This is a genomic window from Pseudomonas sp. NCCP-436 (assembly GCF_019656335.1).
Taxonomy (GTDB): Bacteria; Pseudomonadota; Gammaproteobacteria; order Pseudomonadales; family Pseudomonadaceae; genus Aquipseudomonas.
This window is the reverse complement of sequence record NZ_BPLZ01000002.1, coordinates 345,723-360,818: the sequence shown is the minus strand read 5'-3', so window position 1 is coordinate 360,818 and position 15,096 is coordinate 345,723. Positions and strand designations below refer to the sequence as shown.

The 15,096-nt window shown below is 62.3% G+C and carries 13 protein-coding genes and 1 pseudogene; 9 read left to right on the top strand and 5 right to left on the bottom strand.

The features are described 5' to 3' along the window. Positions 1-16 precede the first annotated feature (16 nt). Positions 17-2,719 (top strand): [protein-PII] uridylyltransferase, encoded by a 2,703-nt coding sequence (locus NCCP436_RS03805; RefSeq protein WP_220802459.1) that lies wholly within the window; start codon positions 17-19, stop codon positions 2,717-2,719. 34 nt (positions 2,720-2,753) lie between these two features. On the opposite strand, the gene NCCP436_RS17760 is transcribed toward NCCP436_RS03805, so the two are convergent. Both NCCP436_RS17760 and NCCP436_RS17755 read right to left on the bottom strand, forming a co-directional pair. Beyond that, positions 2,754-3,518 carry a methyl-accepting chemotaxis protein gene (locus NCCP436_RS17760; RefSeq protein ID WP_375709467.1) on the bottom strand — a complete coding sequence of 255 codons (765 nt, stop codon included), beginning with the start codon at positions 3,516-3,518 and terminating at the stop codon, positions 2,754-2,756. Between the two features lie 90 nt (positions 3,519-3,608). Continuing rightward, positions 3,609-4,616: pseudogene (locus NCCP436_RS17755) on the bottom strand (cache domain-containing protein); the annotation flags it as partial. A gap of 227 nt (positions 4,617-4,843) precedes the next feature. Between NCCP436_RS17755 and dapC the strand changes: the two are divergent. Next, positions 4,844-6,040, top strand: a complete 1,197-nt coding sequence (gene dapC, locus NCCP436_RS03795; RefSeq protein ID WP_220802457.1) for a succinyldiaminopimelate transaminase — start codon at positions 4,844-4,846, stop codon at positions 6,038-6,040. Between the two features lie 34 nt (positions 6,041-6,074). Here dapC and NCCP436_RS03790 read toward each other — a convergent pair whose 3' ends face one another. Next, positions 6,075-7,709: a Na+/H+ antiporter gene (locus NCCP436_RS03790; protein WP_220802456.1), complete on the bottom strand. Its 1,635-nt coding sequence runs from the start codon at positions 7,707-7,709 to the stop codon at positions 6,075-6,077. A 151-nt stretch (positions 7,710-7,860) separates the two neighbouring features. Here NCCP436_RS03790 and NCCP436_RS03785 point away from each other — a divergent pair, with 151 nt between their 5' ends. The 4 genes from NCCP436_RS03785 (at position 7,861) to NCCP436_RS03770 (ending at position 11,065) form a co-directional block, all read left to right on the top strand. Next, entirely contained in the window at positions 7,861-8,208 is a 348-nt protein-coding gene (locus tag NCCP436_RS03785; RefSeq protein ID WP_220802455.1) for an ArsC family reductase, read from the top strand. A gap of 36 nt (positions 8,209-8,244) precedes the next feature. Further along, positions 8,245-9,279, top strand: a complete 1,035-nt coding sequence (gene dapD, locus NCCP436_RS03780) for a 2,3,4,5-tetrahydropyridine-2,6-dicarboxylate N-succinyltransferase (RefSeq protein WP_220802454.1) — start codon at positions 8,245-8,247, stop codon at positions 9,277-9,279. 173 nt (positions 9,280-9,452) lie between these two features. Then, the gene (locus NCCP436_RS03775; RefSeq protein ID WP_220802453.1) at positions 9,453-10,658 is read left to right on the top strand and encodes an aminotransferase class V-fold PLP-dependent enzyme; all 1,206 of its coding nucleotides are present in this window, start codon (positions 9,453-9,455) and stop codon (positions 10,656-10,658) included. Further along, a complete protein-coding gene (locus tag NCCP436_RS03770; protein ID WP_220802452.1) occupies positions 10,655-11,065 on the top strand; it encodes a SufE family protein in 411 nt (136 codons plus the stop codon). The genes NCCP436_RS03775 and NCCP436_RS03770 overlap by 4 nt, the downstream gene beginning before the upstream one ends. 24 nt (positions 11,066-11,089) lie before the next feature. Here NCCP436_RS03770 and NCCP436_RS03765 read toward each other — a convergent pair whose 3' ends face one another. Together NCCP436_RS03765 and tcdA are read right to left on the bottom strand one after the other, a co-directional pair. Beyond that, positions 11,090-11,830: an ABC transporter substrate-binding protein gene (locus NCCP436_RS03765; protein ID WP_259651435.1), complete on the bottom strand. Its 741-nt coding sequence runs from the start codon at positions 11,828-11,830 to the stop codon at positions 11,090-11,092. A gap of 156 nt (positions 11,831-11,986) precedes the next feature. Then, positions 11,987-12,796, bottom strand: a complete 810-nt coding sequence (gene tcdA, locus NCCP436_RS03760; RefSeq protein WP_220802450.1) for a tRNA cyclic N6-threonylcarbamoyladenosine(37) synthase TcdA — start codon at positions 12,794-12,796, stop codon at positions 11,987-11,989. A gap of 171 nt (positions 12,797-12,967) precedes the next feature. Here tcdA and dapE point away from each other — a divergent pair, with 171 nt between their 5' ends. The 3 genes from dapE to NCCP436_RS03745 are packed head-to-tail and all read left to right on the top strand — an operon-like array spanning position 12,968 to position 15,093. Then, a complete protein-coding gene (gene dapE, locus NCCP436_RS03755) occupies positions 12,968-14,110 on the top strand; it encodes a succinyl-diaminopimelate desuccinylase (RefSeq protein WP_220802449.1) in 1,143 nt (380 codons plus the stop codon). After that, entirely contained in the window at positions 14,107-14,277 is a 171-nt protein-coding gene (locus NCCP436_RS03750; RefSeq protein ID WP_220802448.1) for a hypothetical protein, read from the top strand. The genes dapE and NCCP436_RS03750 overlap by 4 nt, the downstream gene beginning before the upstream one ends. A 6-nt stretch (positions 14,278-14,283) precedes the next feature. After that, positions 14,284-15,093 carry a putative RNA methyltransferase gene (locus NCCP436_RS03745; RefSeq protein WP_220802447.1) on the top strand — a complete coding sequence of 270 codons (810 nt, stop codon included), beginning with the start codon at positions 14,284-14,286 and terminating at the stop codon, positions 15,091-15,093. Positions 15,094-15,096: the final 3 nt, after the last annotated feature.

The following is a 15,096-nucleotide window of genomic DNA, read 5'->3' as shown; positions in this document are numbered from 1 at the left end:
GAGGATGGCGAACGCCATGTCGCAGACGGATCCCGAACTGTTTGACCGCGGCCAGTTCCAGGCCGAACTGGCCCTGAAGTCCAGCCCCATTGCCGCCTTCAAGAAGGCCATTCGTCAGGCTCATGAGGTGCTCGACGCACGTTTCCGCGCCGGACACGACATCCGCCGACTGGTGCAGGAGCGCGCCTGGTTCGTCGACCACATTCTGCAGGAAGCTTGGAAACGCTTTTCCTGGAGCGACGAGAGCGCCATTTCCCTGGTAGCGGTCGGCGGCTATGGCCGCGGCGAGCTGCACCCCTACTCTGATATCGACCTGCTGATCCTGCTCGGCGATGACGATCACGAGCTCTTCCGCGACTCCATTGAGGGCTTTCTCACTCTGCTCTGGGATATCGGCCTGGAGGTGGGGCAGAGCGTGCGCTCGGTGAACGAATGCGCCCAAGAGGCCCGCGCCGATCTGACGGTTATAACCAACCTGATGGAAAGCCGCACCATCGCCGGCCCGGAGCATTTACGCCAGCGCATGCAGCAGGTCACCGACACGCATGCCATGTGGCCAAGCCAGGCTTTCTACCTGGCCAAGCGCGACGAGCGCAAAGCGCGCCACGCCAAATACAACGACACCGAATACAATCTTGAGCCGAACATCAAGGGTTCACCCGGCGGGCTGCGCGATATCCAGACCGTGCTCTGGGTTGCCCGCCGCCAATTCGGCACCCTCAACCTGCAGGCGCTGGTCGGCCAGGGTTTTCTACTGGAGAGCGAGTATGCCCTGCTCTCATCCAGCCAGGAATTTCTCTGGAAAGTACGCTACGCCCTGCACATGCTGGCAGATCGCGCCGAGGATCGTCTGCTGTTCGACTACCAGGCAAAGGTAGCTGCACTGCTCGGCTATCAGGATGGCAACGGCAGGCGCAGCATCGAGCACTTCATGCAGAAGTACTACCGTGTAGTGATGGGCATCTCGGAGCTGTCGGATCTGATCAACCAGCACTTCGAGGAAGTCATCCTGCGCAGCAGCGAGAGCAGCCCGGCAACGCCGCTGAACAGTCGCTTCCAGGTACGTGACGGCTATATCGAGGTCACCCACCCGAACGTATTCCGACGCACCCCTTTTGCAATCCTCGAAGTCTTCGTGCTGCTGGCCCAGAATCCGCAGATCAAGGGCATGCGCGCCGACAGCATTCGTCTGCTGCGCGACAGTCGCGAGCAAATCGACGAAGACTTCCGCAAGGACATCCGCAATACCAGCCTGTTCATTGAGCTGTTCAAATGCCGTGAAGGTATCCACCGCAACCTGCGACGGATGAACCGCTACGGCATTCTGGGCCGCTACCTGCCGGAATTCGGCCATATTGTCGGGCAGATGCAGCACGACCTCTTCCACATCTACACGGTGGATGCTCACACCCTCAATCTGATCAAGCACCTGCGCAAGTTCCGCTGGCCGGAGCTGGCCGAGAAGTTTCCGCTGGCCAGCGAGCTGATCGACAAACTGCCCAAGCCAGAGCTGATCTACCTGGCCGGTCTTTACCACGACATTGGCAAGGGGCGCGGCGGCGATCACTCCGAGCTGGGCGCAGTGGACGCGGAGGCTTTCGCCCGCCGCCACCACCTGCCGGCCTGGGACAGCGCACTGATCGTCTGGCTGGTGCAGAACCATCTGGTGATGTCCACCACCGCGCAGCGCAAGGATCTGTCGGATCCACAGGTAATTCACGACTTCGCCCAGTTCGTCGGCGACCAGACTCGCCTGGACTACCTCTACGTGCTCACCGTGGCCGACATCAACGCCACCAACCCACGCCTATGGAATTCCTGGCGCGCCAGCCTGCTGCGCCAGCTCTACACCGAGACCAAACGCGCCCTCGGTCGCGGCCTGGAGAATCCACTGGATCGCGAGGAGCAGATTCGCCAGACGCAAAGCGCGGCACTGGACATACTGCTGCGCGCCGGCACCGACCAGGACGAGGCCGAACAGCTATGGAGCCAGCTGGGCGACGACTACTTCCTGCGTCACACTGCCGACGACGTCGCCTTGCACACCGAGGCTATCCTGCACCATCCCGACGATGCCGGCCCACTGGTGCTGATCAAGGAAACCACCCAGCACGAGTTCGAGGGTGGCACGCAGATCTTTATCTACGCCCCGGATCAGCATGACTTCTTCGCGGTGACGGTGGCGGCCATGAGCCAGCTCAACCTGAACATCCACGACGCCCGGATCATCACCTCCACCAGCCAGTTCACCCTCGACACCTACGTGGTGCTGGAGGCCGACGGCAGCCCAATCGGCAACAACCCGCAGCGTATCCAGCAAATCCGCGATGGCCTGATCGAAGCGCTGAAAAATCCGGACGAATACCCCACCATCATCCAGCGCAGAGTGCCGCGCCAGCTTAAGCACTTCGCCTTCGCCCCACAGGTGACCATCCACAACGACGCGCAGCGACCAGTCACCATCCTGGAACTGACCGCTCCGGACCGTCCGGGCCTGCTCGCACGCATCGGCAGGATCTTCCTGGAATACGATCTGTCGGTGCAAAACGCCAAGATTGCCACCCTCGGCGAGCGGGTAGAAGACGTGTTCTTCATCACCGATGCCGACAATCAGCCATTGTCCGACCCGGAGTTTTGCGCCCGCCTGCAGCAGGCCATCATCAGCAAGCTGGCCGAGCCAAGCATTACCTCCAGCCAGACGAGCGATATCACCTTCTGAAACAGAGGCCCGGATCGATAATCCGGGCCTCCTGTCAGATCCTAAAGCTGTCTACCAGTTGCCGAAGCCGCAGCACCTGCTGGTCAAGCTCGGTACAGGCACTCAAACTGGCCTCCAGGTTGCGTACTCCGTCCTGGTTGAGGACGTTGATCTCGGTAATGTCCATATTCAGGCTCTCGATCACCGAGGTCTGTTCTTCCGTGGCGGTGGCCACCGACTGGTTCATCCCGTCGATATCCCCGATACGCCGGGTCACGCCACGCAGATTGTCGCCTGCCTGCTCGCCGATGCGCACACTATCGTCACTGTAGCGTCGGCTCTCCGTCATGGTAGCCACGGCCTCCCGGGCACCCGCCTGCAATTGTTCGATCATCTGCTGGATTTCCTGCGCCGAGCTTTGCGTGCGCTGTGCCAGGTTGCGCACCTCGTCGGCCACCACGGCAAAACCACGCCCGGCCTCGCCCGCACGGGCAGCCTCAATGGCGGCATTGAGCGCCAGCAGGTTGGTCTGCTCGGAAATGCCCTTGATGACATCGAGGATCTGCCCGATGTCGTCGCTTTTCTCGCTGAGCATCTCAATATGAGTGCCTGCCGCCTGAATCTTCTGTGACAGCTCCGACATCGAGCCCAGCGTGCGCTCAACCATGTGTTGGCCTTCTTCAGCATCGCGCCGCGCCTCACTGGCCTGCACCGAGGCATCGGCAGCATTGCGCGCAATTTCCTGGGCGGCGGCGCCGAGTTCGTTGATCGCCGCCGCCACGCTGTCGGTACGCACCGCCTGCTCGCTGGAATTGCTCATAGAGGCATTGGAAGCCTGCACCACGGTACTGACCCGTGCATGCACCTCACGCGTGGCCGAGGCCACCTCGCGAATCGACTCGTGGATACGCTCGACGAAACGATTGAAAGCCTCGGCCAACTCGCCGAATTCGTCGCCGGAGGCCACCGTCAGACGCTGGGTCAGATCCCCCTCGCCGTCGGCAATGCCGCTCATGGCCTGGCTCATCAGATGCAGCGGCCGCAGCAGGAAGCGAATCAGCATGCCCAGCAGCACCAGGATGGTGACCACACCGATCAGCGTGGCCATCAGCGCCGACAGACGCGATTCATGCAGAGCGGCGAAGGCCTTGTCTTCGTCAATGGAGAAGCCCACATACCAGCGCACACCGGACAACCCGCTCACCGGCTGGAAGGTGACGATGCGCTCGCTGCCATCAGGCCCGGTGACACTCTGCAACTCCGATGAGAGACGTGGAGCTCCCGTCGGATAGATATCGGAAAGACGCTTGAGTACTCGCTCCTTGTCCGGGTGCAGCAAAACGGTGCCCTGCTCATCGACCATGAAGGCATAGCCCATGCCGCCCAGATCGAAGGAATTGAGAATATCGTCCACCGTCTGCAACTTCAGGTCGCCGCCCACCACGCCTTGCAGGCCGCCGCCAGCCAGAATCGGCCGGGTAATGGTGATCAGCATGCCATCGCGAGGATCCGCCGCCAGGTAGGGCGGCGTGAGGCCCGGCCCATTCATGCCAGCCGCACTCTTGTACCAGGGCCGCTGGCGCGGGTCATAGCCGGCAGGCAGACTGCTCGGCGGGTACTGCGTGTAGGTGCCGTCGGCCTCGCCGTAATAGGCATACAGGAACGCCGAAGCAACACTGCGCTGTTGCAGGCTCTTCGTCAGCGCCACAGCCGAGCTATCCTCCTCCACCGATTCCGCAAGGCTGTCCAGCAGTTGCATGCGCCCTTCCAGCCAGTGCTGGATATTGCTGGTCGACACCACCCCTACATCATTCAGGTAGTTCGCCAATCCCTGGCGGATGGAGGTGCGCTGCAGGTAGTCGTTATAAAAAGCAAAGGATGCAAAGGCGACAATAACGACCAGGGACGCAGCCAGCATGATTTTGTGGCTGAACTTGATGGTACGCATGACTGGGCAGGACTCACAGGAAGAGGTTTCGGAGAAACGGCATATCGGCCGCCACTGCCCATGCTTGAGCCCCGCAACTATCGTCAACGCGACCTAAACGGATAACAAACGGTCAGCAATCGGGAATTTCCCGGAACGGCTTCGCGTGCTAGTGTCCGCAGCCTTGTTGTTGCCCAAACAGGACATGCCCAAAGACCATGAATCCCGCCCTCGCCCAGCTGCAGCCCTACCCGTTCGAAAAGCTCCGCGCCCTGCTCGCCGGAGCACAACCCGCCGCCGATCGCTCGCCAATCGCCCTGTCCATCGGCGAACCCAAACATCGCTCACCCGACTTCGTTGCCCAGGCTCTGACCGACAGCCTGGACAAACTGGCGGTCTATCCCACCACTCTGGGCCTGGCAGAGCTGCGCCAGAGCATCGTCAACTGGTGCGAGCAGCGCTTCGCCGTGCCTGCTGGCTGGATGGATGCCGCACGGCATGTGCTGCCGGTCAACGGCACTCGGGAAGCACTGTTCGCCTTCACTCAGACCGTGGTCGACCGCAGCGCCAAAGGCTTGGTGGTCAGCCCCAACCCCTTCTACCAGATCTACGAAGGTGCCGCCCTGCTCGCCGGAGCCGAGCCACACTACCTGCCATGTCTGGAGCAGCAGGGGTTCAACCCGGACTTTGACGCAGTGCCGGAAGAGGTCTGGCAACGCTGCCAAATCCTGTTCCTCTGCTCCCCTGGCAACCCCACTGGCGCGCTGATTCCACTGCCAGTCCTGAAGAAGCTGATCGCTCTGGCCGACCAGTACGACTTCGTGATTGCTGCCGACGAGTGCTATAGCGAGCTGTACTTTGACGAGGACGTTCCCCCGCCAGGCCTGCTGACCGCCTGTGCCGAGCTGGGCCGCAGCGATTTCAAGCGCTGCGTGGTGTTCCACAGCCTATCTAAGCGTTCCAACCTGCCGGGACTGCGCTCGGGCTTCGTGGCCGGTGACGCCGACATCCTCAAGGCCTTCCTGCTATACCGTACCTACCACGGCTGCGCCATGCCGGTACAAACCCAACTGGCCAGCATCGCCGCCTGGAACGACGAGGCGCACGTGCGCGCCAACCGCGACCTGTACCGAGAGAAGTTCGATGCCGTATTGCAGATCCTCGCACCAGTGATGGATGTACAGCGTCCGGACGGTGGTTTCTATCTCTGGGCGAAAACTCCGGGCGACGACACCACCTTCACCCGCAAGCTATTCGCCGCCGAACACGTGACCGTGGTGCCCGGCTCCTACCTGTCGCGCGAGGTCAATGGCGTCAACCCCGGCGCCGGTCGTGTGCGCATGGCACTGGTAGCCCCACTGGCCGAGTGCATCGAAGCCGCCGAGCGAATCGCCCGCTTCCTGCGTAGCAATTGAGTGCAGCGGGCGGCGACTCTGCGCGCCGCCCGCCTCAGCCCTTGTTCAGTCGCGCCTCGGCAATATCTAGATCGCGCAGGATTTCGCTCAGCAGGTCGTCATCCAGCTCGTCATCCTTGCGCATGCGGTAGAGTTCCAGACGCTGGGTGCGCAAAGCCTGCAGACGCAGACGATATTCCAGTCGATCCATCTCGCGCACTTTTTCGCGCACTTCCTCTGTCGTACCGGTACGCCCCAGCAGCTCACGATATTCGCTCATCAGCTTGGCTTTTATCTCGGCCGAGGCCACCGCACTTTCGGCATCCGCGGCACGCTCATCCTCGCTTTCCAGATAGCGGATGGCTGCCTCCAGTATCCGCGAGCGATGACGATTGAGTGCCTGTTCGTGCAGTGCCACGTTGTCCTGCGGCAGCAGCGGCAGGATCCTTGGCAGCGTCATCGCCGCCACCAGCAGCGACAGCAGGATCACACCGGCGGCAATCAGGATCAGCAGATCCCGCTCCGGGAACGCCTCACCACTGTTCAGCAGCAAGGGTAGCGACATGACACCGGCTAGCGTTACTGCCCCGCGTACCCCGCCCAGGGTTAGAACCGCACTCAGCGCCATTCGCGACTGACCGGCAAAACGCGTCGGTCGCCCGCGCAGGCGTCGCCAGGCTCCTGAACAGCGCCAGTAACCGTAGACCCAGACAAAGCGCAGCAACATCATCACCACATAGATGCTCACTACACACAGCAATGCCCAGCCCAGGAATGCCCATACATCCTCGTGGTTAGCCAGTGCCGCCGTGACGATATCCGGCAGCTGCAGCCCGAGCAGCAGGAAGATCAGCCCGTTGAAGGTAAACTCCAGCAGCGTCCAGACACTGCGGTTGAGTAGACGCGTGGTGGTCTGTTTCGGCAGCAGATCAAGACGACTCTGCATCATCCCGGCGGCTACCGCCGAAAGAATGCCCGACAGTCCCAGATGCTCGGCCGTCACATAGGCGGCAAACGGCAACAACAGCAGCAGCAGCACGTGCGAAGCCGGATCCTCCCAGCCGCGGGCGATCATCCAGGCCCTTAGACGCCCCAGCAGATAGCTCAGCACCACCCCTACCAGCAGCCCGCCGACCGCCACCAGCATGAACTGCAGGCTGGCATCGCCGATGGAGAACACCCCGGTCAGTACAGCGGTCACTGCAAACTTGAAGGCCACCAGGCCGGAAGCATCATTCATCAGCGCCTCGCCCTGCAGCAGGTTGTTCAGGGTAGCCGGCAAGCGCCCGTGGGCAATGGCCGATACTGCCACCGCATCGGTGGGCGAGAGCACCGCCGCCAGTGCAAAACAGGCCGCCAGCGGCACCTGTGGCAGCAGCCAGTGAATGAAGTAGCCCGCGCCGAGAATGGTAAAGAACACCAGCGCAAAGGCCAGCAGCAGGATCGGTGTGCGCAGCTGGCGAAATTGTCCCTTGGGCATGCGCCAGCCATCGACGAACAACAGCGGCGGAATGAACAACAGTAAAAACAGCTCTGGCTCCAGCCGCACATGCAACCCGAACACCGGAACTGCCAAGAGAGCACCGACCAGTATTTGCAGCAGCGGCAGAGGCAAAGGAATGAACTGGGCGGTGATGCGCGTTCCACTGACCACCAGAAGCATGATCAGGATGGTGTGAAGTAGCTGCATAGGTGGTTCCGGCGGATTGGGAGAAAAGAAACGCATTCTAACCCGGCGACAGGCGCTGCGACGCTCCGCGCCACGACAAAGCGCTCCATGGCATAATCGCCAATCGCATTTTCCGGATAATTCCGGCTCGCCACACGTGAGAGGAAGATCAATGACTTTCGTGCTGTATGGCATCAAGGCCTGTGACACGATGAAAAAAGCCCGTACCTGGCTCGACGAACACCAGGTGAATTACCGCTTTCACGACTACAAGAGCGCCGGGATCGACCGCGCCAGCCTGGAAAGATGGTGCAACGAGCATGGCTGGCAAACAGTGCTCAACCGTGCCGGCACCACCTTCCGCAAGCTTGATGAGACGCAAAAGGCCGACCTTGATCAGAACAAGGCCATCGAACTGATGCTGGCCCAGCCCTCGATGATCAAACGCCCGGTGTTGGATCTGGGCAATAAAACGCTGATCGGCTTCAAATCGGATGCCTACCAGGCCGCGCTGGCCTGAAACCTTTCCACGACTTTGCTGCAAGGAACCTACTCCATGAGCACCACTCTCTTTAGTCTCGCCTTCGGCGTCGGCACCCAGAACCGTCAGGGCAACTGGCTGGAAGTCTTCTACGCCCTGCCCCTGCTCAAGCCGGCCAGTGAACTGGCCAGCCTGGCTGCAGAGCAGCTCGGCTACCAGGGCGGCAATCAGGCCATCACCTTCAGCACCAGCCAGGCCCTTGACCTGGCCGAAGCGCTCAAGACCGTCGACGCGACCCAGTCCGCCCTGCTGACCCGTCTGGCCGAAAGCCATAACCCACTGGTGGCCACCTTCCTCGCCGAAGATGCGCCGCTGACCAGCACCCCCGAGGCCTACCTCAAGCTGCACCTGCTGTCGCATCGACTGGTCAAGCCGCACGGCCTGAACCTGACCGGCATCTTCCCGCTGCTGCCCAACGTTGCCTGGACCAGCCAGGGTGCGATCGATCTCAGCGAACTGGCCGAACGCCAGCTCGAAGCACGCCTGAAGGGCAAGCTGCTGGAAGTATTCTCGGTGGACAAGTTCCCGAAAATGACCGATTACGTCGTACCGGCCGGCGTGCGCATTGCCGATAGCGCCCGCGTGCGCCTGGGTGCCTACATCGGCGAAGGCACCACGGTGATGCATGAGGGCTTCGTCAACTTCAACGCCGGCACCGAGGGTCCGGGCATGATCGAAGGCCGTGTCTCGGCTGGCGTGTACGTCGGCAAGGGTTCCGACCTGGGTGGTGGCTGCTCCACCATGGGTACCCTGTCCGGCGGCGGCAACATCGTCATCAGCGTGGGTGAAGGCTGTCTGATCGGCGCCAACGCCGGCATCGGCATCCCGCTGGGCGATCGCAATACCGTCGAGGCCGGCCTGTACATCACCGCCGGTACCAAGGTGAACCTGCTGGACGAGAACAACGCCCTGGTCAAGGTCGTCAAGGCCCGCGAACTGGCCGGACAGCCGGATCTGCTGTTCCGCCGCAATTCGCTGACCGGCGCCGTAGAGTGCAAGACCCACAAGTCGGCCATCGAGCTGAACGAAGCTCTGCACGCTCACAACTGAGAAGTTGGTTTAACGCTGCTGCGCCAGCCCATTGGGTTGCAATAAGGCTCGGATCGCTCATTCAGACCGGCAAAGCCCGGATCGATCCTTGCCTTATTGCGTACTGTCTCTGGTGACCGCTGGCGACAGGTTAAATCCAACCTTTAACGGCCAGATGCTCTCTGGAAGCATTCATGTCACTGATCTCCCCCTGGCGTAGCGACTTTCCCGGCATCCTCGCCCTAGAGGCCGAAGGCCAGACCTATCTGGACAGTGCCGCCACTGCGCAAAAGCCTCAGGCGGTAATCGACGCCCTGCTCGGTTACCTGGCCGGCGGTGCGGCCAATGTCCATCGCGCCCAGCACCTGCCGGGCGAGCGGGCCACCCGTGCCTTCGAGGCCAGCCGCGACAAGGCAGCCACCTGGCTGAATGCGGCCAGTCGCGAAGAGATCATCCTGACCCGCGGCACTACCGAGGCTCTCAACCTGCTGGCCTACGGACTGCAGACTCTGTTTCGAGCAGGTGACGAGATCGTCATCAGCGCACAGGAACATCACGCCAATCTGCTGCCCTGGCAGCAACTTGCTCAACGCCAGGGGCTAAAGCTGGCTGTGTTGCCGCTGACCGCCGCAGGCGATATCGATCCGGATGCCGCCAGCAGCCTGATCGGCCCACGTACCCGACTGTTGGCAGTGTCGCAACTATCCAACGTGCTCGGCCGCCGGCAGTCACTGCAACCGCTGCTGCAACAGGCCCGTCAGATGGGTGCGATCAGCGTGGTGGACGGTGCCCAGGGCGCGGTTCACCAGCGGCCGGACGTACAGGCGCTAGGCTGTGATTTCTACGTCTGCTCGGGCCACAAGCTCTACGGCCCGGATGGCGTCGGCCTGCTCTATGGTCGCCGCGATGCACTGGCCCACCTGCAGCACTGGCAGTTCGGTGGCGAGATGGTGCTTGAGGCTGACTATCAGACTGCTCGCTTCCGCCCGGCACCGCTGGGTTTCGAAGCAGGTACACCACCGGTCTCGGCGGTAATCGGCCTTGGCGCCGCGCTGGACTGGCTCACCAGCCTGGATCAGCAGGCGGTTGCGGCCCATGAGGCGGCGCTGCATCAGCGGCTGCTGGCCGGCCTGCGCCAGCGTGCCGGCGTCAGGTTGCTCGGTGAGCCGCAGCAGGCGCTGGCCTGTTTCCATGTCGATGCTGTACACAATGCGGATCTGGCCCAGTTGCTCAGCGAACAGGGTATCGCCGTGCGTGCCGGCCATCACTGCGCCATGCCGTTGCTCAAGCGCCTGCAACTGCCCGGAGCAATTCGTGTGTCGCTGGGGCTGTACAACGACGGGGCAGATCTTCAGCGTTTCTTCGATGCCCTGGACAAGGCACTGGAGCTGCTGCGATGACTCTTGCACAAAGCGCCCTTCAGGCCGAGGAAGCCTTTGCCACCTGCTCCGGCTGGGAAGCGCGGGCGCGCCTGCTGATGCAGTGGAGCGAACGGCTGGAGCCACTGGACGATAGCGAGCGGACGGACGCGCACCGGATTCATGGCTGCGAAAGCCGCGTGTGGCTGGCAGCGACACAACGCGACGGCCGCCTGCACTTTCGCGCCGACAGCGAGGCACGTCTGCTACGCGGCCTGCTGGCGCTGCTGCTGGTACGAGTAGAGGGGCTAAGCAGTAAGGAACTGCTCAACCTCGATCTCGACGACTGGTTCGCCCGGCTCGGCCTACAGAAACAACTGTCGCCATCGCGCAGCAACGGACTCAATGCAGTTTTGCAGCGCATGCGCGAACTGGCACAGACAACCTAAGTCGGCCGTGCATAACGCGCTCGCTCATAGCTTGCCGGGCTGCCAGTCATCGGCATTGCCGCTGTTAACCGCCTGCTGCAGTCGCTGCAAATCACCATTCTGGGCAAAACGGCGCAAGTGGGCGTTAAAGAGACGCAGCAGCTCGGCACTTTCGGGATGATCACGGCGAAACAGCAGGCGCAAGGACTCACTGTTCAGGTAACGGGGATGATGAGTGATGCTACCGCCATCTATCGGGAAAAGGCGGCGCAGCATGGCGTAGCCGACAGCCCGATCCTGCGGGTGAAGATCGATGCGCCCCAGTTCCAGCAGACGGAAACCGGTATCGTCCTTGCTGCCCTGGCGCACACTCAAGCGCCCATCGCGCAGGGCCTCGTCGAACAGGAGCCCGTACGAGTAACCAAGCGTCGTACCGATCCGGTAGCCCTGCAAATCCTCAATGCGCTCCCAGTCGAAAGACCGCTCCCGCCGATGGAACAGCACCAGCTCACCCCGCACCAGAGGATCGCTACACAGACCGTAGTTGAGTCGGCTGGGGCTGCAACTGTAAGGCATGATGGCGTGCAGTTGGCCTTGCTGCAGCAGCAACACATTGCGATCCCAAGGATGGAAGAAGTATTCGACCTGATAGCCAGCCTCGGCAAACACAGCGCTAACCAGCCGTGGCAAAGCACCACCGTCGCCTTGCTGCTGATCCACATAGGGCGCCCAGTCGCCCGTACCTATGCGCACCTGACGCGGCTCGGCCTGCAATGGAAGGAACATGGCGCAAAGCATGGGCAGCGCCAGAAAGCATGTCCGCCATCTGGTCTGTGAAGAACTCGCTCTCACGGGCACCTCGACTCGTAGACTGCAGGTCGCCAACACCGGCAACGCCTTCAGTTCTTCAGCATAGACAAGCAGGAGACTGGCAGCAGAGCCTCAGCTTCTGGAACGGCGCTCAGCCGGGCGCCTGGCTCCGGCCACCAGTTTGTCCACCAACTTGGCAGCGGCCGCCAGGCCAAAGCTCGCGGTTACCATGGTCACCGCGCCAAAACCACCGGCACAGTCCAGGCGAACGCCTTCACCGACGAAGCCCTTGGCCTGGCACACGCTGCCGTCAGGCTTTGGATAACGCAGTTGTTCGGTGGAAAACACGCAGGGCACTCCGTAGGTGCGGCCAGGTGTGCGCGAGAATCCGTAGTCGCGGCGCAGCATCGAGCGCACCTTGGCGGCCAGTGGATCGTTGAAGGTCTTGTTCAGGTCGGCAAACTGGATCTGCGTCGGATCGATCTGCCCGCCAGCACCACCGGTGGTAACAATCTGGATCTTGCGCCGCTTGCACCAGGCGATCAGAGCCGCCTTGGCCGGTACGCTGTCGATGCAGTCGATGACTCCGTCGAGCTGTTCGGTGATGTAAGCAGCCATGGTTTCGCGGGTCACGAAGTCTGCCACCGCACGTACTATGCAGGCTGGATTGATGGCACGGATGCGCTCGGCCATTACCTCGACCTTGGGCTTGCCCACAGTACCGTCCAGAGCATGCAGCTGCCGGTTGGTATTGGTGATGCAGACATCATCAAGATCGAATAGGGATATCTCGCCCACCCCACTACGGGCCAGAGCCTCGGCCGCCCACGAGCCCACGCCGCCGATGCCGACCACCGCTACATGCGCCGCCGCCAGACGCCGGTAGCCCTCCTGCCCGTAGAGTCGGGCGATGCCGCCAAAACGCTGATCCTCTGTATTCATTTCAGTCTCGGAAGCAGGCCGGCTGCGCCGGGCTGGGTTGATGAGAGGAACGCGATTATAGGCCCGGCGTGCCAACGGCCCAAGCCTGCTGCTCAGCTGCAGCACCTGCGACATTCGGGCTTTTGCTTTAAGATGGCCGACCTTCACGCCTGCCGCTGTACCGGAGCCACGATGACCGCCACCCTGACCCCTACCCTGGAGCTCGCTTTCGACCTGATCCGCCGCCCTTCCGTCACCCCGCTCGACGAAGGCTGCCAGGAACTGATGATGCGCCGTCTGGCCGCCTGCGGCTTCGAGGTAGAGCCCATGCGTATCGAGGAAGTGGAGAACTTCTGGGCTCGTCGTGGCGGCGAAGGCCCAGTGTTATGCTTCGCCGGCCATACTGACGTGGTGCCTACCGGCCCTCTGGATGCCTGGCAATATCAGCCGTTCGACGTATGCATCGATGATCAGGGCATGCTCTGTGGTCGCGGTGCGGCAGACATGAAGGGCAGCCTGGCGAGCATGATCGTCGCCGTCGAACGCTTCGTTGCCGACTATCCCTCGCACAAGGGCGCCATCGCCTTTCTTATCACCAGCGACGAAGAAGGCCCGGCCCAGCACGGCACCCGCGCGGTGGTCGAGCGCCTGCGCGAACGCGCCGAGCGCCTGGACTGGTGCATCGTCGGCGAACCCTCCAGCACCAACCTGCTCGGCGACGTGGTAAAGAACGGCCGCCGCGGTTCGCTAGGCTGCACCCTGACCGTCTACGGCAAACAGGGCCACGTGGCCTACCCTCACCTGGCCAGAAACCCCATCCATCTGGCTGCGCCGGCACTGGCAGAGCTGGCCGCCGAGCACTGGGACGACGGCAACGCCTACTTCCCGCCAACCAGTTTTCAGATTTCCAATCTCAACGCCGGAACCGGCGCCACCAACGTGATACCGGGAGAACTAAAGGCGGTATTCAACTTCCGCTTTTCCACCGAGTCCACAGTCGAGGGACTGCAGCAGCGAGTTCGGACGATTCTCGACAAACACGGCCTCGACTATCACCTGGAGTGGGCGCTGTCCGGCCTGCCGTTCCTCACCCAGCCGGGCGAGTTGCTCGATGCAGTCAGCGCCAGCATTCACGAAGTCACCGCACGCGAGACTACTCCTTCGACCAGTGGCGGCACCTCCGACGGACGCTTCATCGCCACCCTGGGCACCCAGGTAGTCGAGCTGGGCCCGGTCAATGCCACCATCCACCAGATCAACGAGCGGGTACTGGCCAGCGATCTGGATCTGCTCACCGAAATCTACTACCGGACGCTGGTGAAACTGCTCGCATGAAGATCCTTATGTATCCGGCTGCCTACCGCAGTAGCCTGTCGCCGCTGCCTGCACCACGGCAGCGGCCCGGGCGCTACGCCTTGCTGGCCTATCCGCGCGATATGTCTCGTCGCTGCCTGCCTTTCACCCTACTGCCGGTTGCGCTGCGGCGCACGGTTCGCGGATAGCCCAAGATGCTTGTCTGCCCCCTCTGCCAACAACCACTCGAACCCAACGGCAGTGGCTTGGCCTGCGCCAACCGGCACAGCTTCGACCGCGCCCGCCAGGGCTACTACAACCTACTGCCGGTACAGCACAAGAACAGCCGCGATCCCGGTGACAACCAGGCCATGGTCGAAGCGCGCCGGCGCTTTCTCGACGGTGGCCACTACGCGCCCCTGGCCCGACGCCTGGCCGAACTGGCCGCCGAACGCACGCCGGCACGCTGGCTGGACATCGGCTGCGGCGAGGGCTATTACACCGAGCAGATCGCCAGCGCCCTGCCCGATGCCGACGGCCATGCCCTGGACATCTCTCGCGAGGCAGTCAGGCGTGCATGCCGACGGGCGCCACAACTGACCTGGCTGGTAGCAAGCATGGCGCGGGTGCCGCTGGCCAACGCCAGTTGCAACCTGCTGGCCAGCGTATTCAGCCCGCTGGATTGGAATGAGGCGCGCCGACTGCTAACGAACGGTGGCGGCCTGTTGCGCGTGGGACCAACCCGTGAACACCTGCTGGAGCTGCGCCAGAAACTGTACGATGAGGTGCGCGACTATGACGACCGCAAGCACCTGTCGCTGATTCCGCCCGGTATGCATCTGACACACAGCGAAACCCTGCGTTACCGCCTGCCACTCGACAACGCCGAGGCACGCGCCGATCTGCTGGCAATGACGCCGCACGGCTGGCGAGCCAGCGCCGAACGACGGCAAGCTGTGATTGCCGAGCCCTTAGAAGTGACCGTTGCCATCCGCTACGATTGGATCGTCAAACACCAGGACTGAATG